This is a genomic window from Mucilaginibacter rubeus (assembly GCF_003286415.2).
GTDB lineage: Bacteria > Bacteroidota > Bacteroidia > Sphingobacteriales > Sphingobacteriaceae > Mucilaginibacter > Mucilaginibacter rubeus_A.
The window spans coordinates 7058470-7084708 of sequence record NZ_CP043450.1; the positions used below are offsets into that span (position 1 = coordinate 7058470).

At 43.6% G+C, this 26239-nt stretch carries 23 protein-coding genes; 13 read left to right on the forward strand and 10 right to left on the reverse strand.

Annotation, left to right across the window (positions count from 1 at the left end):
- The first annotated feature begins 87 nt into the window (after nucleotides 1–87).
- The 5 genes from DEO27_RS28870 (at nucleotide 88) to DEO27_RS28890 (ending at nucleotide 6253) form a co-directional block, all read left to right on the forward strand.
- Nucleotides 88–1146, forward strand: coding sequence for a sensor histidine kinase (locus DEO27_RS28870; RefSeq protein ID WP_112570770.1), 1059 nt, complete (start codon nucleotides 88–90; stop codon nucleotides 1144–1146).
- Nucleotides 1143–1841 carry a LytR/AlgR family response regulator transcription factor gene (locus DEO27_RS28875; RefSeq protein WP_190295268.1) on the forward strand — a complete coding sequence of 233 codons (699 nt, stop codon included), beginning with the start codon at nucleotides 1143–1145 and terminating at the stop codon, nucleotides 1839–1841. Before DEO27_RS28870 ends, DEO27_RS28875 begins: the two co-directional genes overlap by 4 nt.
- 196 nt (nucleotides 1842–2037) lie before the next feature.
- On the forward strand, nucleotides 2038–3738 hold the full coding sequence (locus DEO27_RS28880) for a CocE/NonD family hydrolase (protein WP_112570768.1): 1701 nt from the start codon (nucleotides 2038–2040) through the stop codon (nucleotides 3736–3738).
- A gap of 136 nt (nucleotides 3739–3874) precedes the next feature.
- Nucleotides 3875–5620 carry a M14 family zinc carboxypeptidase gene (locus DEO27_RS28885; protein WP_112570766.1) on the forward strand — a complete coding sequence of 582 codons (1746 nt, stop codon included), beginning with the start codon at nucleotides 3875–3877 and terminating at the stop codon, nucleotides 5618–5620.
- The gene (locus DEO27_RS28890; RefSeq protein WP_112570764.1) at nucleotides 5621–6253 is read left to right on the forward strand and encodes a rhomboid family intramembrane serine protease; all 633 of its coding nucleotides are present in this window, start codon (nucleotides 5621–5623) and stop codon (nucleotides 6251–6253) included.
- On the opposite strand, the gene DEO27_RS28895 is transcribed toward DEO27_RS28890, so the two are convergent.
- The gene (locus DEO27_RS28895) at nucleotides 6219–7208 is read right to left on the reverse strand and encodes a hypothetical protein (protein WP_112570762.1); all 990 of its coding nucleotides are present in this window, start codon (nucleotides 7206–7208) and stop codon (nucleotides 6219–6221) included. The two genes, DEO27_RS28890 and DEO27_RS28895, sit on opposite strands and share 35 nt — an antisense overlap.
- 54 nt (nucleotides 7209–7262) lie before the next feature.
- Between DEO27_RS28895 and DEO27_RS28900 the strand changes: the two genes are divergently transcribed.
- Complete coding sequence (locus tag DEO27_RS28900) at nucleotides 7263–8273, forward strand: dipeptide epimerase (protein WP_112570760.1); 1011 nt, start codon at nucleotides 7263–7265, stop codon at nucleotides 8271–8273.
- Nucleotides 8274–8370: 97 nt separating this feature from the next.
- Here the strand turns inward: DEO27_RS28900 and DEO27_RS28905 are convergent, their stop codons facing one another.
- Nucleotides 8371–8976: a murein L,D-transpeptidase catalytic domain-containing protein gene (locus DEO27_RS28905; RefSeq protein ID WP_223818077.1), complete on the reverse strand. Its 606-nt coding sequence runs from the start codon at nucleotides 8974–8976 to the stop codon at nucleotides 8371–8373.
- A 66-nt stretch (nucleotides 8977–9042) separates the two neighbouring features.
- Between DEO27_RS28905 and DEO27_RS28910 the strand changes: the two genes are divergently transcribed.
- From DEO27_RS28910 to DEO27_RS28940, 7 genes are all read left to right on the forward strand, one after another.
- Nucleotides 9043–9468: a hypothetical protein gene (locus tag DEO27_RS28910; protein ID WP_112570758.1), complete on the forward strand. Its 426-nt coding sequence runs from the start codon at nucleotides 9043–9045 to the stop codon at nucleotides 9466–9468.
- 126 nt (nucleotides 9469–9594) lie between these two features.
- On the forward strand, nucleotides 9595–10059 hold the full coding sequence (gene rimP, locus DEO27_RS28915) for a ribosome assembly cofactor RimP (protein WP_112570756.1): 465 nt from the start codon (nucleotides 9595–9597) through the stop codon (nucleotides 10057–10059).
- 2 nt (nucleotides 10060–10061) lie between these two features.
- A complete protein-coding gene (gene nusA, locus DEO27_RS28920) occupies nucleotides 10062–11297 on the forward strand; it encodes a transcription termination factor NusA (RefSeq protein ID WP_091209687.1) in 1236 nt (411 codons plus the stop codon).
- A 66-nt stretch (nucleotides 11298–11363) separates the two neighbouring features.
- A complete protein-coding gene (gene infB / locus DEO27_RS28925; protein WP_112570754.1) occupies nucleotides 11364–14510 on the forward strand; it encodes a translation initiation factor IF-2 in 3147 nt (1048 codons plus the stop codon).
- Nucleotides 14511–15220: 710 nt separating this feature from the next.
- Nucleotides 15221–16780: a M28 family metallopeptidase gene (locus DEO27_RS28930; RefSeq protein ID WP_112570752.1), complete on the forward strand. Its 1560-nt coding sequence runs from the start codon at nucleotides 15221–15223 to the stop codon at nucleotides 16778–16780.
- 228 nt (nucleotides 16781–17008) lie between these two features.
- Nucleotides 17009–17578 (forward strand): RNA polymerase sigma factor, encoded by a 570-nt coding sequence (locus DEO27_RS28935; RefSeq protein WP_112570750.1) that lies wholly within the window; start codon nucleotides 17009–17011, stop codon nucleotides 17576–17578.
- A 16-nt stretch (nucleotides 17579–17594) separates the two neighbouring features.
- The gene (locus DEO27_RS28940) at nucleotides 17595–18974 is read left to right on the forward strand and encodes a carboxypeptidase-like regulatory domain-containing protein (RefSeq protein WP_146750029.1); all 1380 of its coding nucleotides are present in this window, start codon (nucleotides 17595–17597) and stop codon (nucleotides 18972–18974) included.
- Nucleotides 18975–19050: 76 nt separating this feature from the next.
- On the opposite strand, the gene DEO27_RS28945 is transcribed toward DEO27_RS28940, so the two are convergent.
- Genes DEO27_RS28945 through DEO27_RS28980 form a run of 8 tightly spaced genes read right to left on the reverse strand, consistent with a single transcriptional unit; the run spans nucleotide 19051 to nucleotide 26131 of the window.
- Entirely contained in the window at nucleotides 19051–19788 is a 738-nt protein-coding gene (locus tag DEO27_RS28945; RefSeq protein WP_112570746.1) for a DUF4197 domain-containing protein, read from the reverse strand.
- A gap of 37 nt (nucleotides 19789–19825) precedes the next feature.
- Complete coding sequence (locus DEO27_RS28950) at nucleotides 19826–20836, reverse strand: inorganic phosphate transporter (protein WP_112570744.1); 1011 nt, start codon at nucleotides 20834–20836, stop codon at nucleotides 19826–19828.
- A gap of 21 nt (nucleotides 20837–20857) precedes the next feature.
- The gene (locus DEO27_RS28955; protein ID WP_091209670.1) at nucleotides 20858–21508 is read right to left on the reverse strand and encodes a DUF47 domain-containing protein; all 651 of its coding nucleotides are present in this window, start codon (nucleotides 21506–21508) and stop codon (nucleotides 20858–20860) included.
- Nucleotides 21509–21555: 47 nt separating this feature from the next.
- Complete coding sequence (locus tag DEO27_RS28960) at nucleotides 21556–22620, reverse strand: sensor histidine kinase (RefSeq protein WP_112570742.1); 1065 nt, start codon at nucleotides 22618–22620, stop codon at nucleotides 21556–21558.
- 9 nt (nucleotides 22621–22629) lie between these two features.
- Entirely contained in the window at nucleotides 22630–23328 is a 699-nt protein-coding gene (locus tag DEO27_RS28965) for a methyltransferase domain-containing protein (RefSeq protein WP_112570740.1), read from the reverse strand.
- Nucleotides 23329–23347: 19 nt separating this feature from the next.
- Nucleotides 23348–24472 (reverse strand): NAD(P)/FAD-dependent oxidoreductase, encoded by a 1125-nt coding sequence (locus tag DEO27_RS28970; protein WP_112570738.1) that lies wholly within the window; start codon nucleotides 24470–24472, stop codon nucleotides 23348–23350.
- 6 nt (nucleotides 24473–24478) lie between these two features.
- Complete coding sequence (locus tag DEO27_RS28975; protein ID WP_112570736.1) at nucleotides 24479–25588, reverse strand: type III polyketide synthase; 1110 nt, start codon at nucleotides 25586–25588, stop codon at nucleotides 24479–24481.
- An 18-nt stretch (nucleotides 25589–25606) separates the two neighbouring features.
- Nucleotides 25607–26131, reverse strand: a complete 525-nt coding sequence (locus tag DEO27_RS28980) for a YceI family protein (protein WP_112570734.1) — start codon at nucleotides 26129–26131, stop codon at nucleotides 25607–25609.
- Between the last annotated feature and the right edge of the window lie 108 nt (nucleotides 26132–26239).

The following is a 26239-nucleotide window of genomic DNA, read 5'->3' on the forward strand; positions in this document are numbered from 1 at the left end:
ATCCCCTAAATATCTGCACTCATGTACTTTATCTTTTAACTGTATAATAGTTTTTGTTGCTTTGATCAAAATTAGGCGGCAAGCAAATTGAAACAACACGTAACCATATCGCTTTATTGGAAATGTCAGCTTATTGGCTGGTCGGTAGCGGCGCTTTACTGGGGCTATACCGGCTATAGCAAAGCTGGCTTTAACTGGTTGCTGGGCGTTCTTCAGTTTACTACGGATGTTGCCGTTTATATCCTCATTACGCACCTTTACCGTTGCTTTGCCTTAAAACAAGGCTGGCAAAACCTCGGACTTCATAAACTATTACCAAGGCTCATCCCCACGGTTGTGGTATTAGGTTTGGTTTACCTGTTTGTAACGGTTTTAAAAGTTTACTTTTTCAGGGTATGGTTTCAACTGGGCTTCTCCGGTACTTTCGGCGATTTTTTTGACCGCTATCGTGATAGTATTTTCGTGGCCGGTGTGCGCTTGATGTCTATCTGGCTGCTGGCCTGTCATATGTATCATTATTCAAGGCGCGAGATCAATATTGCCAGGGAAAATGCCAGGCTTTCGGTTATTACCCGGGATGCGCAACTGAGTAATCTATCGGCACAGCTTAATCCGCATTTCCTGTTCAACTCTTTAAACAATATTAAGGCGCTAATTATTGACGATCCTAAATCGGCACGGCGGGCAATTGACCTGCTGGCCGATCTGTTAAGAAATTCCCTTTACAGTGGCGATAACCAGATGATCACCGTAGAAGAAGAGCTCGAGTTAGTTAAAGATTACCTTGAACTGGAAAAACTGAGACTTGAAGAGCGGTTGCAATATCATATTGAAAGCAATAATCTGCCGCAAAACATGACGCTTCCCCGCTTGTGTATCCAAACCCTGGTTGAAAATGCTATTAAACATGGTATCAGCCAGCAAAAACAAGGAGGGTTTATCAGCATAAATTTAAATCACGAACCCAACGGTTTGGTTATATCTGTAAGTAATCCGGGCAGGTTAAACCCTGTGAAAGAGAATAGTGGCTTAGGTATCAAAAACCTGAACGAACGTTTGGAACTGCGATACAAAGGTTCGGCTTATTTTGTCATCGGCGAAGCTAATGACATGGTTACGGCAACTATTAAAATTTCGCGGGTATGAAAAAGATAAGGGTTTTGATCATTGACGATGAACGTGCTGCCCGTAATGAAGTAAGGCGCTTACTTGCCGGTTATCCTGATTTTGAAATTATGGGAGAAGCCGCCAATGCTGATGATGCCCTGACGATAATAGCTCAGCAAAATCCTGATCTGCTTTTTTTAGATATCCAGATGCCCGAAAAATCAGGTTTTGATTTATTGGAATCATTAGAGCAGGTGCCATCGGTAATATTTACCACTGCCTACGACCAATACGCTGTTAAGGCCTTTGAGGTAAGCGCGCTTGATTACCTTGTAAAACCTATCCGTGAGGAAAGATTTGAAAAAGCGATAACACAGGCAAGGCAGCGATTGGGCAAGGCAGATAGCGCCGGGCAAATCTTTGTGAAAGACCGGCAGCAGTATCATTTTATTCAATGGAGCTCGGTACACCTCATTGAGTCGATGGATAACTATGCCCGGATCTTTTTTGGCGATAAAAATGTATTCCTGAAAAGTTCGCTTAATCAGCTGGAGGCTAAGTTAAGTGATGCTTTATTTTTCAGGATCAACCGCGCACAGATCATCAACCGGCAATTTATTCAGGCTATGACAACTACCGATAGTCGTTTAAAAATAACCCTTAATACCGGTACTCAACTTGAAGTTTCCGAGCGGCAATCGGCAAAATTCAGGCAGTGGGTGGTAAGTAAGTGAAAATAAGATTGACAGAGCATGGGAAAAATACAATTCCCCTCTTGAGAGGGGGCGCGGAGGAAAGTGTAATGGCAGGGGTGTGTTGTCGATTTACCTATCAAAGCAGAAACACACCCCTCCACCCCTCTCAAGAGGGGAACCGCACAATCCCCGACTTTAGGTAAACAAGCAAATCCATATTAAACAAATAAAAATTATGAGGAAATTATTCTCCCTGCTATTGCTATGCCTTGTTTTGGGCGATATAGCATCGGCACAAAGCAAAAAAACTACAGGTGTTTACCTGCAGGATAGCGTGCTGTTAAAAACACATAATGGCGCGTTTGTTACCGTAATGATAGCCCGCAAAAAAGGCATAACCGAAAAGCTGCCGACTATTTTCCAGTTTACCATTTACGCCCGCCGCAGCGATACGTCAAAAATTCAGGAGGCAGCTGATAGAGGCTATGTTGGTGTAATGGCATACACCCGGGGTAAATGGAACAGTCCGGATGCCCCCCTGGCTTATGAAGCCGATGGTCGGGATGCTTATGATGTGATTGACTGGATCAGCAAGCAACCCTGGAGCGATGGCCGGGTAGGCATGTACGGGGGAAGCTATAACGGTTTCACCCAATGGGCTGCTACTAAAAAGCTTCATCCGGCGCTTAAGACTATTGTGCCATCGGCTGCCGTAGCACCGGGGCTTGATGTGCCCATGACGAATAATGTGCAAATGAGCTTTGTTTTTTCGTGGACTTACTACACCAGCAATAACAAGTTCCTGGACGAAAAAGATTACAATGGTCCACAATGGAACCAGTTGTACTGGAAGTGGTATAACGCAGGTTTAGCTTATCGCACGCTCGACAGCCTCACCGGCAGGGGGATTAATAATATGTTCGGGCATTGGGTAGCGCACCCTACCTATGATCGGTATTGGCAAAATATGATCCCTTATCAAAAGGAATTTGCGGATATCAACATCCCGGTGTTAACAACTACAGGTTATTACGATGGCGGGCAAATTGGCGGCATGTATTATTACCGTGAGCACCTGAAATACAACTCCAAAGCCAATCACTATGTGATCATTGGCCCTTACGGCCATTTTGGTTCACAAGGGCACCCCGATTCGGTTTTAAATGGCTATCGCGTTGATGATGCCGCGCGGATCAACATCCATGAGATTATTTATCAGTGGTTTGATTATATCTTCAAAAACAAACCCAAACCAGCTTTTTTGAAGGATAAATTCAATTTTGAAGTTATGGGTACAAACCAGTGGAAGCATGTGCCCTCATTAAAGCAAATGAGCAATGATACGTTGAAGTTTTACCTGGATAAATCGCGGTTAAATCCCGCTAAACCGCTGAAAAAAGCCTTCGCAGCGCAAAGCATTAATTTCGCTAACCGGGACAGCATCAGTAGTTATTACTTTTTAAACCAGCTTATTTATGATACGCTGAACACCGGCAGTAGTCTTGTTTTTAAAAGCGAACCGCTTACGGGGGCGCTTACCGTTAGCGGAGCGTTTTCGGGCATGTTAAAAACTATCATTAATAAAAAAGATATGGACTATCATGTGGTAATGTTTGAGGAAATGCCCGATGGTAAATATTTTTACCTCACCTACTTTATGGGCCGGGCAAGCTATGCTACAAATCCTGAGAAACGACATTTATTAAAACCGGGGCAAATGGAAAGCATTCCTTTTACTAATACCTATATCACCAGCAGGCAGTTTAGTAAGGGCAGCCGGATAGTGATCATGCTCAATATTAACAAAAGTCCTTTTGAACAGATCAATTACGGAACGGGCAAAAATGTAAGCGATGAAACCATCCTTGATGCTAAAATGCCGTTGCAAATAAAATGGTTTAATGATAGTTATATCAATATCCCAGTATTGCGTTAAAAGATGACCGGTAACAATAAGCCTGCCGAAGTATTATAATGATTCGGCGGGCTTATTGGTAGCTAAGCCGGTAAAAATAACCTTACACCTCCCGGCTTTGCCGCAGTTAAACTATATTTGAGCAACGCATTTACTCATGAAGATAGTTTTCGCTGCCCTCGTTGCCTGTTTTATTACCTTATCTGCCAAAGCCCAGCTCACCCCGTTTGAGTTAAGCAAGGACAAGAATTATACGGCCACCTACGCCCAGGTGATTGATTACTATCAAAAGCTTAATAAGTTGTACCCGCAGCAAATGAAGCTTATCAATTATGGCACTACAGATGTAGGTAAACCGTTGACGCTTGTAGTACTTTCAAAAGATAAGGTATTTGATCCGGCAGTTATCAAAAAGCAGAATAAACGCGTACTGCTGATCAATAACGGCATTCACCCCGGCGAACCGGAAGGCATTGATGCCAGTATGATGCTGGTACGCGACATGCTTAAGAATAATACGCTGCCCAAAGATGTGGTGATCTGTCTTATTGCCTTATATAACATCGACGGCAACCTTAACCGCGGGTTAAGCCGTGTAAGTCAGAATGGCCCATCTGCCTATGGCTTCAGGGGCAATTACCGCAATCTGGATCTTAACCGCGATTTCATTAAGGCCGATAGCCGTAACGCTTTAGCTTTTACCCAGATCCTCACTACCTGGAAACCCGAAGTGTTTTTAGATAACCACACCAGCGATGGCGCCGATTATCAATATGTGATGACGCTTATCGAAACCCAAAAAGAAAAGCAAAACCCTATCCTGGCCGATTATACCACCAAAACCCTCACCCCATACCTGTACAGCAAAATGAAAAAGAGCGGGTATGAGATGATCCCTTACGGTGCAGGCGAGGAAGGTTTGCCTGATTCTGGCATTGTAAGCTTTTTGGAAACACCACGCTTTGCCACTGGCTTTACTGCCCAGCATAATATCATCAGCTACATTACCGAAACGCATATGCTTAAGCCTTTTGATAAGCGTGTGTATGCTACCTATGATTTTATGCAGCACCTGATTGAAATTAACCAGCGCGATGCTAAACTGATAGGTGAACTGAAACGCAAGGCTGATGAACAAGTAATCAATCAAAAAACTTTTGCATTAAGCTGGGCTGTTGATATGGATAAGGTTGATACCATCACCTTTAAGGGGTATGAAGCAGGTCACAAAGCCAGCGGCGTTAGCGGCTTGCCCAGGTTATATTATGACCGTGATAAGCCATACACCAAAACCATAAAATATTATAACACTTATAAAGTTACTGCTACTGCCGATAAACCGGTGGCTTATGTAATTCCGCAGGCCTGGGGCAAGGTAATTGATTTGTTTAAGCTGAACGGGGTACAGATGAAACAACTGGCCCATGATACCACGCTTAACCTGCAAATGTATTATATAGCCGATCTGAAAACTCCGGCCCGACCTTTTGAAGGGCATTATCTGCATACCGGCGTAAAGCTGAACCCGGTAGATATGCCAATTAAATTTTACACGGGCGATTACGTGGTGTATACTAATCAGCCAATAAACCGTTATATCGTGGAAACGCTGGAGCCGCAGGGTGTCGATTCGTTTTTTGCATGGAACTTTTTTGATTCGGTGCTGGGCGAAAAGGAATATTTTTCGGATTATGTTTTTGAGGATATCGCTGCCGATCTGCTAAAAAAAGATCCGTCGATTAAACAAAAACTGGACGATGCCAAAGCGAAGGATCCGCAACTGGCCAATAACGCCGGTGCGCAATTGTTCTTTGTTTACCGCAATTCGCCTTATTTTGAAAAAACTTTTATGCGCTATCCTGTAGGCAGGCTTTTAACTAATACCAAACTCGACCTTAAATAAATGGAAATTATTCACACGGCCCCGGTGGCCTGCGCTATTTTTGCAATAACTATTATTACTTCGCTTTTAGCTTTCTCAAACGATAATCTTTATGGTCGCATGATGCTGCATCCTTACACCGTTTCGCGCGGCAAGGATATCCATACCATCATCACCAGTGGACTCATTCACCGCGATTGGATGCATTTGTTTTTCAATATGCTGTCGTTTTACTTTTTTGCGTTCACGCTCGAACCGATAATAGGGCACCTGCAGTTTGGAATACTATATGTGTTAAGCTTGATACTGAGCGATATGCCAACCGTAATTAAGCATAAAAACGACTATAATTATTATAGTCTTGGTGCCTCTGGTGCTGTTAGCGCTGTGATTTTTAGTATAGTTTTATTTATGCCATGGCAAACCATTTACATAATGCCCATTCCGATTGGCATCTGGTTTTGGCTTTTCGGTATCCTGTACCTGGTATATTGCCATTATGCTTCAAAATATTCACGCGACCAAATCAATCACGACGCGCACTTTTTTGGAGCAATAAGCGGTTTGATAATCACCATCGTTTTTAACCACCATGTTTTAGGCGATTTTATTCAGCAAATTATTTCTGAAGCCCCAGCTCATTTCCGTCTTTAAACTCCCCATCGGCATTAAATAAAAAGCTCATAGGCTTCTCGGGGTTCTTGATGATCTCTAACAGCAGGAACCCCCAGTTTTTCCAAAAGTTTTCCAGTACCTGTCCGTAGGTTTTATTCATCCAGTCGTCAAACAGGGGCTTGCTGCTGGTACCGCGCAGTGGCAGGGCTTCTAATGAAATGGTGTCGCCAATGTTGAAAATATCGTATTCAGGCAAACGGTTAAATAAATAAGCCGAATAGAAGAACCGGGCATTTAACTCTTCAAACTGAATAGGGTGCAGTATGTTATCTGCAATTTTATCCAAGGCCTCTTTATGATAACGGGCGTTGGCGCCGTTATCCTGCAGGCACAGAATAAAGCCAAAATCTTTTATCCGTAGCGAAAATGTAAGCGTGTTGATCTCATCGCGGTAGCCAAAAACGTTTTCAGCATTATCTACCTTAAATAAAACAAGGCTGTAAGGCTTAAAGCCATCAAACTCGATAGGGAGGTTGAGGCTTTGTAGCATCATATGCAGGTTATTGAATTTATGGATGATGGATTGCGATATGTTAAACTCCTCGCCTTGTGAATGCTGTAATTTGATGCCCGCCTGGATCTCGTTAAAGATAATTCCGTATAGTAATTTGCCTGCCCATAAAAACAGTTTATCCTCATCAAGCGTTTTTAGCGCTTCATAACCGGTTTCAAAAGCGGCAGCAATTTCATTTTCGAGCGGTTCAAGATAAAGCTCATTTATTTCGGCGGTGCAAGGCAGCTTCAGGTCTTTATAGGTTGCCATGCTTTCGTCAAGCAGTTTAAAAGGCTTGTCTTCCAGTTCATAACGGCTCATGAGCCATTGCGGAAATACCTGGATCTGCTCCTCTGGCGAATTAAGGTTTTGCCCCGTAAGGAAACATTTATTATTGCTGAAATTGAAATTGGTGAACGGTGAATAAATTTGTGCCGGCATGGCCGCAAAGATAAGCACGATTTTCGTACTAAAATTTTAGCTTTGGTTTTTAACATGGAACTGACATATCAACCCTACGAGCTTCAGCTGAAGCATGCTTTTACGATAGCCAAATTTTCGCGCACTTCTACCCCGGTTATGCTGGTGCAGATCAGTTACGAGGGCAAAACCGGCTACGGCGAAGCTTCGATGGTGCCCTATATGGGCGAGAGCCATCAAAGCGCTACTGAGTTTTTAAGCAAGGTTGATGTGAGCCGGTTTAGTTACCCTTTTAATTTTAGCGCGATTATTAATTACCTCGATAGCATCGCTCCCAGCAACCCGGCTGTTAAAGCGGCTATTGATATTGCCCTGCATGACCTGGATGGTAAACTGAAACAACAATCCTGCTGGCAATTGCTTGGTAGCAATCCGGCGCTTATGCCTGTTACCAGTTTTACTATTGGTATTGATACGCCCGAAATGATCATAAAAAAAGTAAAAGAGGCTGAAGGTTTTAAAGTGATCAAGGTAAAATTAGGGCGCGATACTGATAAGGAATTGATTACTACTATCCGTTCGGTAACTGATGTGCCGCTTTATGTAGATGCCAACCAGGGCTGGACAGACTTGCAGCAAAGCCTGGATATGACCTACTGGCTGCATGAGCAAGGTGTACAATTAATAGAGCAGCCCATGCTCAAAACCGATCCCGACAGCAATGCCTGGCTTACCGAGCGAAGCCCTATTCCTATTATTGGTGATGAGGCCGTTCAACGTTTTGAAGATGTGGAAAAGGCTCAAGGTGTTTATACCGGGATCAATATTAAACTCATGAAATCGGCAGGCTTGTACGAGGCTAAACGAATGATTGATAAAGCCCGCGAGCTTGATCTGAAAATAATGATAGGCTGCATGACCGAAACCAGCTGCGCCGCCCTCGCCGGATTAGCCATTGCGCCACAGGCAGATTGGGTTGACCTTGACGGCCCGTTCCTGGTAAGCAATAACCCATACATAATGCCCGATTTTGAGGATGGGAAGTATATCCTGAATCATGATGCGGGATTGGGGTTGAGGTTTTAATGATCTCTTACTCCCCGCGACCGTGTCCTCACGGTCGCCTTATTATAGCTATAATATACCTACCCCACGGCCGCCTTGCTAAAGCCGCAGATTATCCCTATTGATATATCCACAGTAACACATGCTTCTTTTGTTTTTTCAGTAATGCATCCACAATTTTCATAGTATTGTTGGAAATAGCAGGACAACCCCAGCCTTCAGGTGTGCCGTTGGGGTAAACTTCAGTTTCGGCAACCTGTTCCCAGGAATGAAAAACGATTTGCCTTGCTAACGCATTATTGTTGGTGCTTTCCAAACCGGTTAGGTAATACTTTACATGGATACCCCAGGCGCTCCAGGCGCGGCTATCAATTGTGTATTTGCCCAGCGCTGTACAATGGCTTCCATCAAGGTTGCTAAATGCCGGTTTATCTTTTGACCATACGCCGCTCCAAGGGTTTCGGCCGCAGCCATGGCTTACCAAGCCACTGATTAACGAGTCGTTTTTCTTAAAATCCCATACCACAAAACGCTTAACACCTGATGGTGCGGACATATCAATTAAAATGCAATAGCGTGTATTGTACCCCCGCTGCCGGCAAAATGTAAGGCTTTGTTTGGCTTTTGCTTTAAGCTGATCGGTATTAATACGGGGAATATCTGCTTTGACCTTTATGCAGCAGAAAAGCAGCAGGAAAAAAGGGAGTAATAGCTTAGGTTTCAATTGCCTTAGGTTTTGTATTGTAAACAGAAATATCGGCTTTTTATTACAATAAACCTATCTTGCGTGATGAAAAACCGTGTTTCTTTTTTGTCCCTGCTATTAGTCTTGTTGGGTTGTACAGCAACATCAACCAAAACAGTAGTAACCATTAGTCCTGTTAATAACGGGAAATCATTGCAGATAACAGGTTTTGATCCGGCTATTATTAACGATATCAGTCGTGATTCATCGGCAACGGCCTGGCAAACCTTAATGGCGGTTTATCGCATGCCTGCAGATACCACCTTGCGCAACCTGCAGCCCATACAGCCGGGACGCTATGTAATTAAAGATAATGTAGTTATTTTTACACCGGATACCGCTTTCAGCACACAACAAACCTATTTTTTCCGTTACTATGATTTTGGGGCCGGCGGTACGCTGACCGATTTGATAAAAAGCCGCAGCAAACCCGGAACTTTGCACTATACAGATTTGATTTTTAAGCAATAAACCATCCTGATGCTTGAAAATTTAATATTTTTGATTATATTTGCAACCGTTAATAAAAGAGGGGGCAATTAGTCCCCTCTTTTATTTTATCAATCAAAATTATTCAGTCAAAAACACCGGTGGGTAATGAATATTGAAAAAAGGGTAAAAGAACTGGTAGAAGAGAAAATAGCAGATAAGCCAAACCTGTTTATAGTGGATATTAAAATGCACTCGAATGGTAAGCTGATTATTCTGCTTGATGGCGATAACGGTATCGGCATTGATGAATGTGTACAGGTAAGCAGGCACGTTGGTTTCCATCTGGAAGAGGAAAACGTGATTGAAACGGCTTATAACCTGGAAGTATCGTCGCCGGGTATTGATTTTCCGCTGTCATCGCCAAGGCAATACGCCAAAAATGTTGGCCGTAACCTGGGCATTAAAATGAAAGATGGGGCAAAACGTGAAGGCATATTAACCGGCCTTACCGAGGATGCTATCACCATTGAAGAAAAAGTAAAAGAAAAAGGGAAAAAAGCGCAGGTTATTGAAAGCGTTATCCCAATGGAGCAAATAACAGAAACAAAGGTTTTAATATCATTTAAGTAAAAATGAGCAATATTAATTTAATTGATTCTTTTCAGGAATTTAAAGATTTCAAGAACATTGACCGCCCTACCATGATGAGCGTACTGGAAGACGTTTTCAGAAGCATGATCAGGAAAAAGTACGGTACGGACGAAAATTGCGACGTAATTGTTAACACCGATAATGGTGACTTGGAAATCTGGCGTACACGTAAAGTTATGGAAGATGGCTTTAGCGAAGACGATGACCTGGAGATTGAACTTGCCGAAGCACACCTTTATGACGCCGACCTTGAAGTTGGTGATGATTATATTGAACAGATCACTTTAGAAAGCTTTGGCCGCCGCGCTATTTTAGCTGCACGTCAAACGCTGGTATCAAAGATTCTGGAATTAGAGAAAGACGAGATCTTCAAAAAATATAAAGACCGCGTAGGTGAAATTGTTACCGGCGAGGTTTACCAGGTTTGGAAAAAAGAAACTTTGGTACTTGATGACGAAGGTAATGAACTGTTGCTGCCTAAAACAGAGCAGATCCCGGCCGACTACTTTAAGAAAGGTGACAGTGTTAAAGCTGTTGTATCTAAGGTAGATATGCTGAACAGCAACCCTAAAATCATCATTTCACGTACAGCGCCGGAGTTTTTACAACGTTTGTTTGAGCTTGAGGTTCCTGAGATTTTTGATGGTTTAATTACCATCAAAAAAATTGTACGCGAGCCGGGCGAACGTGCTAAAGTAGCGGTAGAATCATATGATGACCGTATTGATCCGGTTGGTGCCTGCGTAGGTATGAAAGGTTCACGTATTCACGGCATTGTACGTGAGTTGAAGAATGAAAATATCGACGTTATCAACTTTACCAATAACGTTCAGTTATATATCCAGCGTGCATTATCACCTGCCAAAATCACCTCTATTAAATTAGATGATGAGAAAAAGACAGCTGCTGTGTACTTAAAGCCCGACCAGGTATCATTAGCTATTGGCAGGGGCGGACACAACATTAAGTTGGCAGGAAAATTGACTGGCTACGAAATTGATGTTTACCGTGAAGCCGATGAGCATGACGAAGATGTGGACATTGAAGAATTTTCAGACGAAATTGATAGCTGGATCCTTGATGAATTTAAACGCATTGGTTTGGATACAGCAAAATCAGTACTGGCCTTAACCGTTGGTGAATTGGTAAAACGCACCGATTTAGAGGAAGAAACTGTAAAAGAAGTGCTATCAATTTTGAATGCGGAGTTTGAATAAGCGTAATAAGCAAAATTAAAATCGTATTTTTGCACCCAAATAAGCAGAGAAAGTAAGTAATATTAAATGTCAGAAGACAAATCCATAAAATTAATTAAAGCAGTAAAAGAACTGAACATTGGCATGGGTACCCTTGTCGATTTTTTAGCTACCAAAGGATACAAGGTTGACAAGCATCCTATGGCTAAGCTGGATAACGACATGTACAATGCCCTGTTGAAGGAATTTGCTGTTGACAAAAGTATTAAGGAGGAAGCTAAGCAGATCAGTATCGGAAAGATAAGGAAAGAAGAGCCTGCTGCACAGTTTCCTGAAAAGCCGGTTGAGAACCGCCGTTCGCGCGATTTTGAGAACGAAGAGATACTGATCAAGAATACAGGGCACTTTGCACAGCCGCAGGTTGAGAAACCAAAACCGGCCGAGCCTGCTCCGGCAGCGCAAGCTTCTGCACGTTCTGATGAGCGCAATGACGTATTACCTGGTGTTAAGGTAGTTGGAAAAATTGACCTTAGCAGCCTGAATGCTAAACCACAGCCACAGGCAGAGAAGCCTGTTGAAAAGCCAGTGGAAGTTGTTAAACAACCAGAGCCTGTTGCTCAGGCACCTGCGCCAACTCCGGCTCCGGCACCAGCCGAGCCCAAAGTTGAAGCGCCAAAGCCAGTTGCACCGGTTGCGCCCGAACCTCCAAAGGTTGAGGCTCCAAAACCACCGGTAGCTCCTGTTGCACCGCCAGTTGTTGAAATACCTAAAGCGGAAGAGCCTAAAGCGCCTGCTGCACCTGTTGTTGAAAAAGCACCGGTTGTAACACCTCCGGCTGCTGCTGAAACACCGGCCGCACCGGCACATGACGAAAGCCAGGAGCCGGATGTAATTCGTGCCAAGGCCGAGCGTTTAACAGGTCCAAACATTATTGGTAAGATCCAGTTGCCGGTTAACGCGCCAAAACGCAATCCGGTAGCTTCGTCAAATGCAAATAATAATAATTCGGCCGATCATAAACGCAAACGTAAGCGTAAAGATAACCAGGGCAATCCGCAGCAAGGCGGTGGCAACCATCAACATGGCCAGCAGCAAGGCGGCGGGGGAAATCACCCTCAAGGCCAGGGCCAGCAGCCAAGTGGTGGTGGTACCATTAACCCTAATCGTCCGGATTTCAGGAACCGTACACACGGTGCTCCTGGCAATAGCGGGCCAAATCAGGGTGGCGGTGGTCATCACGGTGGCGGCGGTAACCGTCCGGATTTCAGGAACAACAGGAATAACCCTCCTCAACATTCTACTCCGAAGGAAGAACCTTCAGAAAAGGATATACAAGACCAGATTAAGGCTACACTTGCACGCTTAAGCGGTGCGGGTAAGTCGGGTAAATTTGCACAGCGTGCTAAATTCCGTCGTCAAAAACGTGATGACGTTGCTGCAAGTGCCGAAGAACTGGCAATGGAACAGGAACTTCAATCAAAAGTATTGAAGGTTACCGAGTTCGTAACAGCAAACGAGCTGGCAAGCATGATGGATGTATCTGTAACCCAGATTATATCTACCTGTATGAGCCTGGGTATGTTCGTTTCGATCAACCAAAGGCTTGATGCCGAAACACTTTCAATTGTGGCCGACGAGTTTGGCTACCAGGTTGAATTTGTGAAGCCTCAGGATGAGGAAGCCAACCTTGACCAGCCAGATGATCCGGCCGATTTAGTGACACGTGCGCCAATCGTAACCATCATGGGCCACGTTGACCATGGTAAAACCTCATTACTGGATTTTATCCGCAAAACCAACGTAATAGGCGGCGAAGCGGGTGGTATAACCCAGCACATTGGTGCTTACGAGGTAACATTGCCTGATAATAAAGGTAAGATCACCTTCCTGGATACACCGGGTCACGAAGCGTTTACCGCGATGCGTGCAAGGGGTGCACAGGTTACAGATATTGTAATTATAGTGATAGCTGCCGATGACAGCGTGATGCCGCAAACCCGCGAGGCGATAAACCACGCGCAGGCTGCAGGTGCGCCAATCATCTTCGCTTTCAACAAAATTGATAAGCCAGGTGCCAATGCCGATAAGGTAAGGGAACAATTATCGGCCATGAATATTTTGGTTGAAGAGTGGGGCGGTAAATACCAGTCGCAGGAAATTTCGGCCAAAACCGGCTTAAATGTTGACCTGTTATTGGAAAAAGTATTGCTTGAAGCCGAATTGCTTGAACTGAAAGCTAACCCTAACAAACGTGCCGTAGGTACTGTTATTGAGGCTGCTTTAGATAAAGGCCGTGGTATTGTTACTACAATCCTGGTACAGGCAGGTCGCTTAAAAGTGGGCGATCCGATATTGGCAGGTTGCTATAGCGGTCGTGTAAAAGCGTTAACCAACGAACGTGGTCAGCGTGTTGACTCCGCAGGACCTTCAACACCGGTACAGGTATTGGGTATGCAGGGCGCACCAACAGCAGGCGATAAGTTCAATGCGCTTGAAAGCGAAGTTGAAGCACGTGAAATTGCCAACAAACGTTTACAGTTACAACGTGAGCAGGGCTTACGTACGCAGAAACACATCACGCTTGATGAAATCGGCCGTCGTTTGGCAGTAGGTAACTTCAAGGAGCTTAACATCATTGTTAAAGGTGACGTGGATGGTTCTATCGAGGCCTTGTCAGATTCATTACTGAAACTGTCAACCGAGCAGATCCAGGTGAATATCATCTCGAAAGCGGTAGGTCAGATCTCCGAATCAGACGTATTGCTGGCATCGGCATCTGATGCGATCATCATCGGTTTCCAGGTACGCCCATCAGGTGGTGCCCGTAAATTGGCCGAAGCAGAGCAGATTGATATCAGGCTATACTCAATCATCTACGACGCGATCAACGAGATCAAAGCGGCGATGGAAGGTATGCTTGCTCCAACCTTTGAAGAGAAGATTGTGGCTAACGTTGAGATCCGCGAAACCTTCAAGATCAGCAAGGTGGGTACTATTGCAGGTTGTATGGTGCTTGATGGTAAAATTAACCGTAACAGCAAGATTCGTATCATCCGTGATGGTGTGGTGATCTACACCGGCGAGCTGGCTTCACTGAAACGCTTTAAAGACGACGTGAAAGAAGTAAGTGCAGGTTACGAGTGCGGTTTGAACATCAACAACTTTAACAACATTGAAGTAGGCGATATCGTTGAAGCATACGAAAACGTAGAAGTTAAACGTAAGCTGTCATAACAATAGCAGCTTTAAAATATGAAAGGGCTTATCTGAAAAAGATGAGCCCTTTTTTGTTGGGGGGGATCGCTAAACTTCGACCAGAGCGATTGTCGGGAAAATGAAAGTTACCCGGAAAACAACTAAAACTATGTCATTGCGAGCGCAGCGTGGCAATCTCGTAGCCAATGCATATCCGAAGCTGCATAGCTACGAGATTGCTTCGTCGTTCCTCCTCGCAATGACATAACTTTTAAACCAACATGCTCAGCAATTCCTCATCTTCCCAACACCAGTAAGAGCAGGGCGAAGTTTAGCAACAACGTAACTTTGCCCTGAGATGACAATATTTTGTCAGTGTTCAATTTTCGAAAACAGGGTGTTCAATTTTTTAAGCTGAAATTTTGTAAGTCATTGGTTATCAACGCTTAATTGTTCATCGTGATTGGTTTTGGATTTTCAATGAACTATAAACGACTGATTATCAGTAGTTTGTTTTTTTAGAAAAAAACTCGCTTGTTCACACTTTCAAAGTTGAACATCAACAAGGGAATATGCATTGGCCTGGGTGCACAATTGCAAAGACAATATCCGGCATTATCATATGTCATGTAACTCTGGCCAAAGACCTTAGTAATTAATCCCATGTAACAAATTTGTTAACGCAATATATTCCCGATTTTAATTTATAATAAATAGGTTTGTTACTAACTGATCTTATTATTTATTATATGAAATTAAAACTACTCTTTTCGTGTTTAATTACGGCGGGTATTGCAGTACCCGCATTGGCACAGGAACCTGTTGACGCGGCAATGGTTCAAAAAATCAGGGAAGAAGGCCTTAGCCATTCCAAAGTAATGGAAACGGCTTTTTACCTTACCGATGTTTCGGGCCCGAGGCTTGCTAACTCGCCCGGCTTAAAACGTGCTCAAAACTGGGCGGTTAATCAGCTTAAAACCTGGGGCATGGCTAATGCTAAATTAGAAGCCTGGGGTAAATTTGGCAAAGGCTGGGAAGTTCAAAAAAACTATGCGGCTATTACCGTTCCTTATTATCACGCCATCATCGCCATACCTAAAGCGTGGACACCTGGCACCAACGGTGTAATTAAAGGCGAAGTAATGCTGCTCAAAGCAGATTCGGCAGCCGAGCTTGAACAATACAAAGGTAAGCTTGCCGGCAAAATCGTAATATTTGATACCAAAGCCCCTACAGAGCGTACCTGGAAAGCTGACGCAGCCCGCTATACCGATGAGGAGCTTGCCGAAATGGCTAAAGCAGCCCCTGCCGCTCCGCGCAGAAATGCTGCTGATCCTAACGCGGCTCAAATGGCGACTTTCCGTAAGCTCCGTGCTTTCAGGGCAACATTAAGCCAGTTTTTGGTTGATGAAAAAGCCGGGCTGGTATTAAGTCAGGCCCGCGGTACCGATGGTACAGTATTTACTACCAACGGCGCTTCATATGCCGATACGGCCAAAGCGGTAGCTCCCGAACTTGAAACCAGTAGCGAAGATTACCAGCGCATTTTACGCCTGCTAAAAGGCGGTCAGCCGGTACAACTGGAAGCTGATATCAAAACACAATTTATTACCGACGATCTGCAGGGTTATGACGTTGTAGCTGAAATTCCTGGTACAGATAAAAAACTGAAAGATCAGGTAGTAATGATTGGTGGTCACCTTGATTCATGGCATGCTGCTACCGGCGCTACAGATAACGCTGCAGGCAGCGCGGTAATGCTGGAGGCCATGCGTATTTTAAAAGCTATCAACTTTAAACCAAAACGTACAATCCGTATTGCGTTATGGAGCTCAGAAGAGCAGGGCTTATTTGGTTCGCGTGGTTACGTGGCCAACCACTTCGGCGATCCGAAGACTATGGAGCTAAAACCTGAGCAAGCTAAACTTTCGGCTTATTATAACCTGGATAATGGTACAGGTAAAATCCGCGGCGTGTATTTGCAGGGCGATTCTGCTGCCGCACCTATCTTTAAAGCATGGCTTGAGCCATTTAAAGATCTTGGCGCCACCACGCTTACCATCAGCAATACCGGCGGTACCGACCACCTTTCATTTGACGCTGTAGGCATTCCAGGCTTCCAGTTTATCCAGGATGCTATTGATTATGGTACACGTACCCACCACAGCAATCAGGATACTTACGACCGCCTTGTTGAAGATGACCTGAAGCAGGCCGCCACAATTGTAGCATCGTTTGTTTACCATACATCACAACGTGCCGAAATGATTCCGCGTAAGGCGTTACCAAAACCACAACCGGCAAGGTAATAATTACTGATCATACGTCTAAAAAGCGACACCTCAACAGTGTCGCTTTTTTATTTTAGGTGACTTTATTATTGTCTTTTATTCCTTATTGTTGTGCCTTTGTTTTGTCCTGTTTTGAAGAAAATTGTGTGAAAAACAACTTGTTACTTGTTTATTTTCCTTAAATAGAGTGTTATACAGGGCGTTAATTTCCATAAACCATTTTAAACAATTAATTTTGTATGTTTAATGAACCTATTTATAAAACCCAAAAAACCAGGGCAATCAACAGACGAGGAACTACTTAGTGATTATCGCGCAAGCGGTAACCTAACTGTTTTGGGCAACTTATATGAAAGATATATGTCCCTTATTTATGGCGTTTGCCTTAAATATCTGAAAGATGAGGAATTGGCTAAGGATGCTGTAATGGGCATTTTTGAGGAACTGGTTGATAAGGTTAAAAAGCATGAAATTAACCAGTTCAGAAATTGGGTTTATGTACTTGGGCGCAATTATTGTTTGATGCAATTGCGGAGCGGTAAAAAGATGGAGCTGGTTAATTTAGAAGAGGTTATGGAATTTACCCCTTTGCTGCATCCTGAAGATAATAACAGGGAAGAGGCTTTGAAAGCTTTGGAAAATTGTATTGCAGGCTTAGCCGGCGGGCAAAAACAAAGTATCGACCTGTTTTATTTAAAAGAGAAGTGTTATAAAGAAATTGCCGAAATAACGGGATATACTTTAAATGAGGTGAAGAGCTATATCCAGAACGGTAAAAGGAATTTGAAAATTTGCCTCGAGCGGAACAGTGCATAGTACAAAGGCAAACATATTGCAAATACAGAAGTATCTCAACGGAGAGCTTGATGCCCGTGCTATGCATAAGCTTGAAATGGAGGCACTAAACGACCCTTTTTTGATGGATGCACTGGAAGGATATGAAAACATGGGGACAAGTCAACAGTTAAATCTTGCTGATCTTACAACGAGGTTGCAGCAGCGTACAGAAGAAAGAAAAGGCCGTGTAATACCATGGACTGTTTGGCCCATAGCGGCTTCGGTTTTAATTGCTTTAAGTTTGGGCGGCCTTTATCTTAACAGATCCCCTAAACCGGAACTTCAAAGCAATAGTATTTCAGAAAATAAAAACTCGACCCCACCTTTGGTAGCTGCCACCGATACGATAAAGACAGCTGATACGGTTAAAAAGACTAATACAAATCCGGTTGGAACGGTGCAGGCGCCTTTAATTGCAGTGAGTAAAAAGCCGAGAAAAGGAAAACTTTCAGCTAATGCGCTTTATCAGCAAGACATTTCGGCTGCCGATAATAAAACTGCTTCAAATAATGTTGTTCCGCCGGCAGGCAGCAATGCGCTGGTGGCTCCGGCAGAACCGGTTGCACCTGCTAAAGACAAAGATGTATTAAAAGAGGCACCAGCAGCTGGTTTAAGTGAAAGGATTGTATTTGGATATACTGCCCCGCTTAGTCAAAAAGACTCGTCAAAATCTGATGCTATATCGTTAAGGGCTAATACAACTGTTGCTAAATCAAAAGGCCCACTGCAATTTAAACTTCCCGGAAAAGTTGACGGTGTTACATCATCACCAGCCCCCGGTTATAATAATAAAGCCGCGGCCGAGTCTTTGTACATTGCCGGCACCATTATTTCAAGAGATGACGGCTCGCCTTTAATTGGCGCTGCCATCAGGATAAAAGGTACCAACCGGAGTACTGTAACTGATGTAAACGGAAAATTTGCACTCAGCTCGCCGGATAACAAAGCCACGCTTGATGTTGTTTATATTGGTTACGAACCAAGGCAGGTTAGTGCCACCCGCGGCGACAGCGTTAAAGTAGCGCTTAAGCCAGATTCAAGGGCTTTATCCGAGGTTGTTGTAACTAATCCTAAACCGGATGACAATAGCGAGGTAAGCGTCACGGCAGCACATCCGCAAATGGGTTGGGGCAGTCTGAAAAAATATCTACAAACAAATGCGGTATTACCAGACGGAACTACGGGAACTGTGACGGTAACATTTACGGTATTCCCAAGTGGTATAACTGATGAGTTTAGTGTAAAAAAAGGTCTGAATGAAACGGCAGACCAGAAAGCCATTGAGCTCATTAAAAATGGCCCATCATGGGTTGGAAGCACCAATAATAAACCGGAAGTTGTTACGGTGAAAGTAAAGTTCCAAAAGCAGAAATAAGAAATTAAAGTACCAATAAAAAAAGGGCTGTGTTGAGTAAATCGACACAGCCCTTTTTTATAATTCTTGTTTGATATTATTGTCCGGTAGTTTTTTTCTTATCGGCAAAAGCGAATACTTTTTGCAATAACGGCGTTGTGCGCGCTCCAAGATTTTGGCGGATGTTAAGCTCTTCTTTGGCTATCTCTACAAATAAGCCGTCAATAGCTTTTTGGGTAACATAGTCGGTAATATCCGGGTTCATTTTTTTAACAAATGGAACTTTATTGTAGGCCTGAGCCGCGTCTGAATAATATTTGGTGGCGTTTACTTTGTTTAAACTGCCCTGAATAACCGGTTTAAACTGTAGGCTTAGCTTTTCGGTGGTGGTACGTTTAAAATACTGTGTTGCCGCATCCTGGTTGCCTAATAAAATGTTGGTAACATCCTGCAAGGTCATTTGCTTAATGGCATCAACGAAAATAGGTTTTGCCTGCTTTGCAGCATCTTCGGCGGCACGGTTAAGTGAAAGGATCACATTATCGCAAAGGCTGTTTAAGCCAAGGCTGCGTAAGGTTTTTTCTGCTTTTTGAGCTTCGGGTGGGAAAAGGATCTTGATGGCCGCGTTGCCAAAGAAACCATTAACTGCCGATAGTTGGTCGGAGCTTTTGCCGGTGCCTATTTCAAGTGCCTGTTTTAGGCCGTTGCCTATCTCCAGCGAAGAAGGAGTACCTTGATTTTGAACAGTAGCATTGGCAACCTGATTCAAAGTATCGCAGCTTGTTAATGTAATAAAAGCTATTAAAGCGGGAATGATGATCAGTCTTGTTTTCATAGTAAGAGTAAAGCTAATAAAATTGCCGCCGGTTTGCTTATGCAAAGAAATGTAACAATGCGAATACACCGGCTGCTATCAATGCCGAAATAGGTATCGTAATGATCCAGGCCCAAACCAGGTTAATAGTAACGCCCCAACGTACGGCAGATACACGTTTGGTTAAGCCTACACCGATAATTGAACCTGTGATAGTATGCGTTGTTGAAACCGGGATACCAAAGCGCTCGGTAATAAACAAGGTAATTGCACCCGCAGTTTCGGCACTTACACCTTCAAGCGGAGTAACCTTGGTTATTTTTGAGCCCATGGTTTTAACAATTTTCCAACCGCCCGACATGGTACCTGCGGCAATAGCAGAGTAACAAGCCAATGGGATCCACTCAGGCATTGCGGTACCTGGTTTTATAACTTTTGAAGCAATTAAGCTCACATATAAAATACCCATTACTTTTTGGGCATCGTTACCACCGTGAGCAAAGCTCAATGCAGCTGATGATACCAACTGCATACGTTTAAACCAACGCTCGGCTGTGGCTGGTCTTGCAGCTTTGCACAGGTGCAAGATTAGTATGGTTACGATATAAGCTATAATTAAACCTATAAACGGGGCAAGTACAATGTAAGCAATGATCTTAAGAACGTATTGCATTTCAACGGCCTGAAGGGCATTGGCACCCATGTAAAGCGCGTTGGTCATACCGGCGCCGGCAAAACCGCCTATAAGCGTGTGTGACGAGCTTGACGGGATCCCGAACCACCAGGTAAACAGGTTCCAGGTGATGGCGGCTACAAGGCCAGCCAGGATAACGTGAAGGGTAACGTAGTGCTCCAATACAATTTTAGATACGGTATTGGCTACTTTATGGTCTTTGATAAAAAAGTAAGCTGCAAAGTTAAATACCGCGGCCATTAACACTGCCTGAAACGGTGTTAATACTTTGGTTGATACGATGGTAGCTATAGAGTTTGCGGCATCATGAAAGCCATTGGTGTAATCAAACAACAGGGCGAGTACAACAATAACTACAAGTAGGGAAGTAACCATTTAGCTGGGGATAAGATTTACTTAAGCGTTTTTAACTAAGATTGACTCCATAACGTTAGCTGCATCTTCGCACATATCTGTAGCGGTTTCCAATGCAGCCAATATTTCTTTGTATTTGATAAGGCGGATGGCATCTTTTTCATACAGGAACAGGTCGGCTACGGCGCGGTCAAAAACATAATCGGCCTGGTTTTCAACACTGTTTATCCTGATGCATGAATCGGCTATGTTACGCACATTCCTAAGGTCTTTCAGTTCTTTCACTGCTTTTTCCAAATCGATACTGGCCTGCAGGATAAGGTCAGACAGTTTGCGGATATGCTCATTTAAATCATCTATCCTGTAAAGGCTCATGCGGTTGGCAGCACCTTGTATATAGTCGGCAACGTCGTCAATCGCTGTAGCCAGGGCGTGAATATCTTCACGATCAAATGGGGTGATGAAGTTTTTGCCGAGTTCCAGGTAAATCTGGTGGGTATATTCGTCGCCTTTGTTTTCCAGCTTATCAATTTGTTTATATAGGTCCTCGCGGGTTTGAGCGTTATTGGAGTTAACTGCCTCAACCAGTATTGTTGCCATGGCTACAACGTTGGCTGCGGCTTGTTCAAACAGCGGGAAGAATATTTTTTTATCCTTTGGTACAAAATACTGGAATATACTGTTAAGCGACATAATGATTAAAATTGCTGTAAAGGTACGGTTACTATGTTAAATTATTGTTAACTTTTTAGCACGGGTAAATTCGGGAATGGGATAGTTTGCTTTGCCCTCGCCAAAGTAAAACCAAAAGTTGAACCCAATCCTTCGGTGCTGCGCACATTGATGGTTTGCTGGTGTGCTTCAATAATATGCTTCACTATAGCAAGCCCCAGGCCCGAGCCTCCAATTTGCCTTGAACGGCTGCTATCTGTACGGAAAAAGCGTTCAAATAACCTTGGAAGAAACTTTTCTTCAATGCCGATACCATCATCTGTAACTTCAACCAAAACCTGGTCATGCAGTACAAACAGGCTTACCGAAGTGTTGCCTTCTTCTTTTCCGTACTTAAATGAGTTATCTATTAGGTTTACCAGCACCTGCCTGATTTTTTCCCTGTCGGCATTTACTACGATAGGCTCATCATACTTTTGTTTAAATATAAGTTTGATGTGATACTGCTTGCCTTTGATCTCCAGTGATTCAAAAACTTCTTTAATCAGGTCGTTGATCTTGAATTTGGTGTAATTGATTGGCATCTCACCCGATTCAAGTTTTGAAATTTCGTCAAGGTCTTTGATCAGATAACTCAGGCGGTCAACGTTTTTCGAAGCTTTTTCCAGAAATTGGCGCGCCATTTCCTTGTCGTCAAAATCATCGTCTTGAAGGGCTTCTATATAGCCCTGTATAGCGAAAAGTGGTGTTTTAAACTCGTGCGAGATATTGGATAGAAAATCGCGGCGGAATTTTTCTTGCTTACGCAGCTCGTCAATTTCAGTCTTTTTTTGTTTGGCCCATTCTTTTACTTCCTGTTCCACATCGGCAATGGGGTTAGCACTTACATGTTCGCCAAGTGCATCCCTGAGGTCGCGACCTAATTTTAGGTTGTGGATCAGTTTATAAATTAGCTTGATACGTGAGTAAATGTATTTTTCGATGAGGTAGTAGAAAACGAAGTAACTTACACCAAGGGCTACCGAAAAAGTAACCATTACATCGTACCACTTATGCTGAAAATAAAAGTTAACGGCAGATAGCGTAATTGCCACGCCAAGCGAGGTTGTTAAAACCAGTACACGCAAATTCATAGCGTAAAGCTACGATTTATAGATGATTAACTCCCATCTGAATGGCCAACGCCATGTTAATTTAAAGTTATCAATTTGTGCTTTTTTTAATAAATCTAACAATTCGTGCTTTTTGAAGCCTCGTTTAACCGAAAGAGGGCCATCGTTTTGCGCCATTGCATTCCTGGTAAAAACATGGGTTATAAACACTATGGCATGATATAAAAGCCAGTGCCGGTGCAGGTCGGTAATGATAATTCCTTTATGTGCCGATGCATCCATGTTCTGAATAAGCCTCACCCAACGTTCATCATCAAAATGATGGGTGAACAGGCTGCAGATAATAATATCGGCCGGCTTTATCAGGTAAGCTTCACCAATAACATCGGCCCGGGTAATGCTTATGTTTTTATATGCGGCGCATTGTTTCTGAGCGTAATTTACAGCAGCCGGTGCCGCGTCAACACCATTTAATTTGAGGTGTATCTGCTCGTTTTCTGCCCATTTTGCAATAGCAATCAATGTATCGGCACCACCACAGCCCCAGTCGCTTACAGAAGCGCGATTTTCTATAGGGAATTTCTTTAACGAGGCGATAATGCTTTTGTGCCCGCCAAACAGGGCATTCATTTTCCCCAAGCCTTCAAGCACGGGGTTTATTTCGGCTGATGGCAGATCAAAATCATCCATGATCTCCAGGGTATCCGTACGGTAACTTAAATCGGGCATATATTATAATACGGCTGAACTATGCAAATGGTTGGCCGTGGGTTTTACTTATCAGGTATTGCGCCACTGAAGGCAGGCGGCTGAGCATATTTAAAGTAATGGCGGTCATGTTATCATTGCCGAACAAACGTTGTAATTGCCGGCCCAGCCAAAGCCTTTGGGCAAACTGTTTGTTCCAGCTTTGGGTATAGTCCTGTTCAAGGTTAGCGCGCTTATCGGAGTTGAAATTACCCGGCGTATAATGCGTAATGATTTTTTCTGATAGAATTTTGGCCGAATGAATGGCCATAGTCATGCCGTTGCCGCAAAGTGGGGCTATCATCCCTGCGGTATCGCCACTCATGAGAATATGGTTATCAACAGGAGCTTTTTTCTCGAAAGAGATCTCGTTGATCACTTCCGGCTTATCCAGCAAAAACTTAGCGTTGCAAAAAATTTCATCCAGGTAAGGGTTTTTGCGGATCACGTTTTCTTCTAACGCTTGCAGCGATCCATATTTACGAAGATCATCGCGATGGGCCATGTAGCACATACAGTACCTGTCGCCATCGGTTTTGCTTACGCCGCAATAGCCATCTTTATAGTTATTAAGTTGGATCAGATCTTGCGGAAAATCCATCTGCAAATGAAATTTCACGGCCAGATAAGGACTGCGTTTATAAAAAAATGGCCGCTTAAGTTTTTGATCAAGATTGGAACGTTTGCCGAACGAGCCGATAGCCAATGGTGCAGTCAAAGTTTCGCCGGGAGTTACCACTTCAAATTGTTCGTCAATAAAACGGATGTCTTCCACACGGGTTCCCACTAAAACCTTAACCCCTTCGTTAATGGCTTTCTGATAAAGGTAATTGTCAAAAGTAAACCTGCTTAAACCAAAGCCACCCAAATCAAGTTTTTGCGAAAGTTTGGTGCCGGAAGCCGCTGTTACTTCAAGCCGGTTAATGCGGGCAACGTTGAGTTGATTGAGATCGATATCTAAGGAAGATAAAAAAGGGATCACCTCATTGGAGATGTACTCGCCACAAACGCGGTGCATGGGATAAGTCTTTTTTTCGATGACTGTAACCTGAAGCCCCGCACGGTTAAGCAATATGGCGTTGAATAATCCGGCCAGGCCTCCGCCAATTACAATTACATCGCTCATAACGGCTTAGTGCATTTCAAGTATCATCCCCTCAACCGTTAAACCCGGCCCAAAGGCAAAACTCAGGATCTTTTGATCGACCAGGTTACCTGCTTTCAGCATTTTATCCAACACAAATAAAATAGTGGCCGACGACATGTTGCCATACTCCTGCAAAACCTGGTAGGCAAAGGCGTTGCTCTCTTCAGGTAATTCCAGGGCATCTTCCACCGCTTCTAAAATGGTGCGCCCGCCGGGGTGAACAGCGTAGGCAGTAATGTCATCTTTGTGGGTTTTCGCTTTTTGCAGAAAACGGTCGGTAAGGGCCTTGATATGTTTTTTGATTTGTTTGGATACTTTGGAGGTAAGCTTCATTTCGAAACCTGTATTGCCCACATACCATCCCATCTCATTCCTGGCCTCAATCACAAATTCAGAATAAAAATTTTTGAGCGAAAAGTAATTACCATTACCTAAGCGGTTGGCCGTATTTTCGACAAGTACTGCCGCCGCACCATCCGAAAATAGCGAGTTGGCAACCCAGTTATCCAGCGTATTTACTTTCTGAAAATGCAGGGTGCAAAGTTCTACACTTACCACAAGTACCTTGGCATTGGCATCGGCACGGCAAATATAATCGGCAGCTTTGAGCCCGTTTATGGCGCCGTAGCAACCCATGAAATTGATGCAGGTACGCTCGGTATCACGGTTCAATTGAAGCCTGTCAACCAGTTCAATATCAATGCCCGGCGCATGCATCCCAGTACAGCTAATGGTTACCAGGTGTGTAATGCTGCCGGTAATATCGTCATCGAAATTTTGGATGCAGTTTTTTGCAGCGTTTACTGCTATGGCAATGGCCTCCTTCTCATAAAGTTTTAAGCGCTTTTGGGTGTCAGGAAATGGCTCAAGCCCCGGCGACTGCTCAAAAAAAGTAAAATCCGCCGCATCGCGATAGCCGAAATCAGGGATCACCGAATAACGGTAATCAATTCCCGAATGATCATAAATGCCTTTTAGCCTTGCCGCGTTAGTTGCATCCAAACCAAAGGCATTAGCCATAAAATGGTAAATATCCTGCTGGGCAATACGATTGGCGGGATTTGCTATCCCGATAGCACTGATGCAACTCTCCATTAAAAATAATTAAGCATTTTATTTGCTGATCTCCGCCTCAACCGAAACATTGGCCTCATTTGAAAGGATCAGGTTTTTGCCGCCTATGCCAAAATCTGTCCGCAATATCATGAAGCTTCCTTTCAGCTGAGCAGTATTACCCGTTTCTACGTAAGTAAAAGGTATTTCTATCAACTTTGTTTTATCTCTAATAGTTACGTTAAAATTGCCGGTATAGTTGCTCCCGCTTTTACGTTTAAATGAAACCGACTTCATCGTGATCTTAGGATATTTGGCCACGTCAAAATAATCTTCGCTTTTAAGATGGTTATCGCGGCTTTCATTATCGCTATTAACGGTATTGGAAGCAACGGATGCCTCGATAGAACTACCCGCCAGGTCATTGGGTTTAAACTTGATATCGGCCTGCAAGCCACTAAAGGTGCCTCCTACATTAAAGCCCAGATTTTTGATCTTAAAGCTGATATCTGATTTAGTAACCGTTTGCGCAAAGCTTGCAGATGCCGCGAATATTAAAAGAACTGCTATATAAATTTTCTTCATGATGTTACATTAACGCTATTCCCAAACATAATAATTTATGCGGGACAATTTTTTATTTAAAAGGTTGTAAGTTTATAACGGTACCGGGGCAACTTAAAGTTGCTTTTG

Coding starts and splice junctions, on each gene's coding strand:
- DEO27_RS28875 (WP_190295268.1), top strand. CDS start 1,143: ATGAAAAAGATAAGGGTTTTGATCATTGACGATGAACGTGCTGCCCGT.
- DEO27_RS28880 (WP_112570768.1), top strand. CDS start 2,038: ATGAGGAAATTATTCTCCCTGCTATTGCTATGCCTTGTTTTGGGCGAT.
- DEO27_RS28885 (WP_112570766.1), top strand. CDS start 3,875: ATGAAGATAGTTTTCGCTGCCCTCGTTGCCTGTTTTATTACCTTATCT.
- DEO27_RS28890 (WP_112570764.1), top strand. CDS start 5,621: ATGGAAATTATTCACACGGCCCCGGTGGCCTGCGCTATTTTTGCAATA.
- DEO27_RS28895 (WP_112570762.1), bottom strand. CDS start 7,208: ATGCCGGCACAAATTTATTCACCGTTCACCAATTTCAATTTCAGCAAT.
- DEO27_RS28900 (WP_112570760.1), top strand. CDS start 7,263: ATGGAACTGACATATCAACCCTACGAGCTTCAGCTGAAGCATGCTTTT.
- DEO27_RS28910 (WP_112570758.1), top strand. CDS start 9,043: ATGAAAAACCGTGTTTCTTTTTTGTCCCTGCTATTAGTCTTGTTGGGT.
- rimP (WP_112570756.1), top strand. CDS start 9,595: ATGAATATTGAAAAAAGGGTAAAAGAACTGGTAGAAGAGAAAATAGCA.
- nusA (WP_091209687.1), top strand. CDS start 10,062: ATGAGCAATATTAATTTAATTGATTCTTTTCAGGAATTTAAAGATTTC.
- infB (WP_112570754.1), top strand. CDS start 11,364: ATGTCAGAAGACAAATCCATAAAATTAATTAAAGCAGTAAAAGAACTG.
- DEO27_RS28930 (WP_112570752.1), top strand. CDS start 15,221: ATGAAATTAAAACTACTCTTTTCGTGTTTAATTACGGCGGGTATTGCA.
- DEO27_RS28935 (WP_112570750.1), top strand. CDS start 17,009: ATGAACCTATTTATAAAACCCAAAAAACCAGGGCAATCAACAGACGAG.
- DEO27_RS28945 (WP_112570746.1), bottom strand. CDS start 19,788: ATGAAAACAAGACTGATCATCATTCCCGCTTTAATAGCTTTTATTACA.
- DEO27_RS28950 (WP_112570744.1), bottom strand. CDS start 20,836: ATGGTTACTTCCCTACTTGTAGTTATTGTTGTACTCGCCCTGTTGTTT.
- DEO27_RS28955 (WP_091209670.1), bottom strand. CDS start 21,508: ATGTCGCTTAACAGTATATTCCAGTATTTTGTACCAAAGGATAAAAAA.
- DEO27_RS28960 (WP_112570742.1), bottom strand. CDS start 22,620: ATGAATTTGCGTGTACTGGTTTTAACAACCTCGCTTGGCGTGGCAATT.
- DEO27_RS28965 (WP_112570740.1), bottom strand. CDS start 23,328: ATGCCCGATTTAAGTTACCGTACGGATACCCTGGAGATCATGGATGAT.
- DEO27_RS28970 (WP_112570738.1), bottom strand. CDS start 24,472: ATGAGCGATGTAATTGTAATTGGCGGAGGCCTGGCCGGATTATTCAAC.
- DEO27_RS28975 (WP_112570736.1), bottom strand. CDS start 25,588: ATGGAGAGTTGCATCAGTGCTATCGGGATAGCAAATCCCGCCAATCGT.
- DEO27_RS28980 (WP_112570734.1), bottom strand. CDS start 26,131: ATGAAGAAAATTTATATAGCAGTTCTTTTAATATTCGCGGCATCTGCA.